Source organism: Ruminococcus sp. (assembly GCF_016283395.1).
In genome coordinates this window covers 1-3112 of record NZ_JAEEMU010000014.1, presented here as the reverse complement: position 1 = coordinate 3112, position 3112 = coordinate 1, and the positions used below count along the sequence as shown (strand labels likewise).

At 45.3% G+C, this 3112-nt stretch carries 5 protein-coding genes; 4 read left to right on the top strand and 1 reads right to left on the bottom strand.

What is annotated here, in order from left to right:
• The 4 genes from nth to QZZ41_RS00305 all read left to right on the top strand — a co-directional run.
• The coding region (gene nth / locus QZZ41_RS00320) for an endonuclease III (protein WP_295066601.1) at positions 1 to 551 on the top strand (551 nt) is incomplete at its 5' end.
• Between the two features lie 55 nt (positions 552 to 606).
• Positions 607 to 1002, top strand: a complete 396-nt coding sequence (locus QZZ41_RS00315; RefSeq protein ID WP_295066599.1) for a secondary thiamine-phosphate synthase enzyme YjbQ — start codon at positions 607 to 609, stop codon at positions 1000 to 1002.
• 3 nt (positions 1003 to 1005) lie between these two features.
• Positions 1006 to 1719, top strand: a complete 714-nt coding sequence (locus QZZ41_RS00310) for an NAD-dependent protein deacylase (protein ID WP_295066597.1) — start codon at positions 1006 to 1008, stop codon at positions 1717 to 1719.
• Between the two features lie 10 nt (positions 1720 to 1729).
• Positions 1730 to 2461, top strand: a complete 732-nt coding sequence (locus QZZ41_RS00305; protein WP_295066595.1) for a hypothetical protein — start codon at positions 1730 to 1732, stop codon at positions 2459 to 2461.
• A 51-nt stretch (positions 2462 to 2512) separates the two neighbouring features.
• Here QZZ41_RS00305 and QZZ41_RS00300 read toward each other — a convergent pair.
• Positions 2513 to 3112, bottom strand: a 600-nt coding sequence (locus QZZ41_RS00300) for an ATP-binding cassette domain-containing protein (protein WP_295066593.1), incomplete at its 5' end; no start/stop codon positions are given.

Genomic DNA, 3112 nt, shown 5'->3' with positions numbered 1-3112 from the left:
ACGATAAGCCCTACGAGCTTATGTTTGCTGCCCGTCTTGCTGCTCAGTGTACTGATGCGAGAGTAAACGTGGTCACGGAGACACTTTTCAAGAAGTATCCCAGCCTCGAAGCCTTTGCAAATGCCGACCTTGCAGAGCTTGAACAGGACGTAAAGCCCTGCGGCTTCTACCATAACAAAGCCAAAAGCCTCAAGGAAATGGCTAATCAGCTCATAAACGACTTCGGCGGCGAAGTTCCCGATACTATGGAAGAGCTTCTCACTCTTTCGGGTATAGGCAGAAAGACTGCCAATCTTATGCTGGGTGACGTTTTCGGCAAGCCTGCAATGGTGACCGATACCCATTGCATACGCATAACAGGAAGGCTTGGACTTACCAAGAATAAAGAGCCCGCAAAGGTGGAAAAAGACCTTGTAAAGCTCATACCTCCCGAAGTATCCTCGGATTTCTGCCACAGGACCGTAGAGTTCGGCAGAGATATCTGCAATGCGCGTAAGCCTAAATGCGATATCTGTCCGCTGAATTACTTCTGTAGGTTCTATCAAACCTGAATTTCGATATTTTTCATATAAATAAAACTATCTACACGAAAGGAGTTACTGATATATGTTATTTAATTTCAAACTGAGCACACCTGCTGAGGGGCTTGTGGATATCACACGTGAGGTTAGTGAATCCGTTAAAGAAAGCGGTGTTCTCGAAGGGATATGCATAGTTTACTGTCCACATACCACTGCGGCTATAACCATAAATGAAAATGCCGATCCCGATGTCCAGACGGATTTCATTCACGGTATAGATAAGGTGTTCCCTGACTTATCTATTTTCAAACACGCGGAAGGCAACTCCGATGCTCACCTTAAATCATCAGCTGTCGGAGCAAGCGAAACTATTATCATCAGCGGCGGAAAGCTCCTTCTCGGCACATGGCAGGATATTTATTTCTGCGAATTTGACGGACCGAGGACAAGAAAGTTCTTCGTCAAGGTCATGGGAGATTGAGCTATGGACAATATTGAAAAACTTGCTGATATCGTAAACAACTCCCAGAGAATAGTATTCTTCGGCGGTGCGGGAGTATCTACCGAAAGCGGCATACCCGATTTCAGAAGCGTTGACGGTCTTTACAATCAGCAGTGGAAATATCCGCCGGAAATGATACTCAGTCATACTTTCTTTATGGAAAAGACTGAGGAATTCTACCGCTTCTACAGAGCTAAAATGCTCTGCCTCGATGCAAAGCCCAATGCAGCTCATCTGAAGCTTGCACAGCTCGAAGCTGAGGGCAAACTTACAGCCGTTGTTACACAGAACATCGACGGACTTCATCAGGCAGCAGGAAGCAAAAAGGTCTATGAGCTCCACGGAAGCGTACTCAGGAACTACTGTACAAAATGCGGTAAATTTCACGATGTTGAATTCATCGCAAACTCTGAGGGCATACCCAAATGCGAATGCGGCGGCATAGTAAAACCCGATGTAGTTCTTTACGAAGAGGCTCTCAACGATGATACAGTCAGCGGTGCTGTACAGGCTATAGCAAACGCTGATACACTTATCATTGGCGGCACTTCACTTAACGTATATCCCGCAGCAGGTCTTATACGCTATTTCAAAGGCAACAACTTAGTTATTATCAACATGGCACCTACCCAAATGGACAAAAACGCAGATCTTCTTATCTGCGAAAGAATAGGAGAAGTTTTCTCCCGAATTTAGGAGGCTAAACATGAAACGACTGGTTACAGCCGCCTTGTCTGCCATAATGCTAATAGGCTGCGTCTCGCGCTCAGCGGAAGAAGAGTCAGCAGGATCGCAGTCTCAGCCAAGCGTCACTAAAACCGTAGCTTCAAACACTTCATCTGCTCCTAAAAAACTCGCGGAAACCACGATAATATACCGCGAAAAACTATACAATATCAATTCAGATATCAAATCCGACCTTTTTATCCAGTCAGACGGCAGAGTATGGTGCGGTTTCTACATGAACGAAGAAGGCACTATTGATAGATTCAACCGATTATGGACAAGTGAAACCGATTATTCGTCAAGCTATCAGCTTCTGGACGATCTGTGGTTAAGCTCTGTTCTTACGGAAACAAAAGAAGACGATTTCATGCCATTCGATGATATCCGTGAGCTTGCTGCTCTCGATGATACCAAGGTTGACAATATCAGCTCTATCATCAGCAGCATTGATCCCTACAGCGCAAGCAGCGTCTATACGACTCCCGAAACAGCTGCTGCACCCGATGTCATCGAGACTTCATACAGCTTTATCGACTTTGTCATAGGCAGCAATATCTGCCGTGCCTATGAGTATACTCAGTCATACGAAAGTATGATACAGGACGAAAAGGCTTCACAGGCCATAGACTTTGTTCACAGACAAAGCTTCTATAGAGACTGGCGTGAAAAATGCAGTCAGAATCTTCTTCCAAGGGAAGAATCAGAAGAATGAAAAAAGTCCTAAAGCACAATCCCCCCGTGCTTTAGGACTTTTTTATTATTATCATAACATTCCGTTTGCTTTCTTGAAGTCGATGAATTCCTCATATGTGCCCTGTCTGTCAAGGCAGCCCTCGGGAAGTATCTCGATTATACGGTTTGCAGTAGTCTGCATTATCTCATGGTCGTGAGACGCGAGAAGTACAACGCCCTTGAAGTTGATAAGGCTGTTGTTTACAGCTGTGATACTTTCAAGGTCGAGGTGGTTTGTAGGACGGTCGAGAAGAAGTACGTTCGAGCCGAAAAGCATCATACGTGAGAACATACATCTCACCTTTTCGCCTCCCGAAAGTACATTTACAGGCTTATATACATCATCACCCGAGAACAGCATACGTCCGAGGAATCCGCGGAGATATGTCTCTGTTTCGTCCTTTACGGAATACTGTCTTATCCAGTCGAGTATTGAAAGCTCGCAGCCGTTGAAGTACTCTGAGTTGTCAACAGGCATATATGAAGTAGTAACGGATACTCCCCATTTGAAGCTTCCGCTGTCAGGCTGCTCCTCTTCCATGAGTATCTTGAACAGCATAGTGATAGCCTGCTCGCTTTCACCTACGAATGCTACCTTGTCTGTTCTGCCAAGTGTGAAGCTTACGTTGTC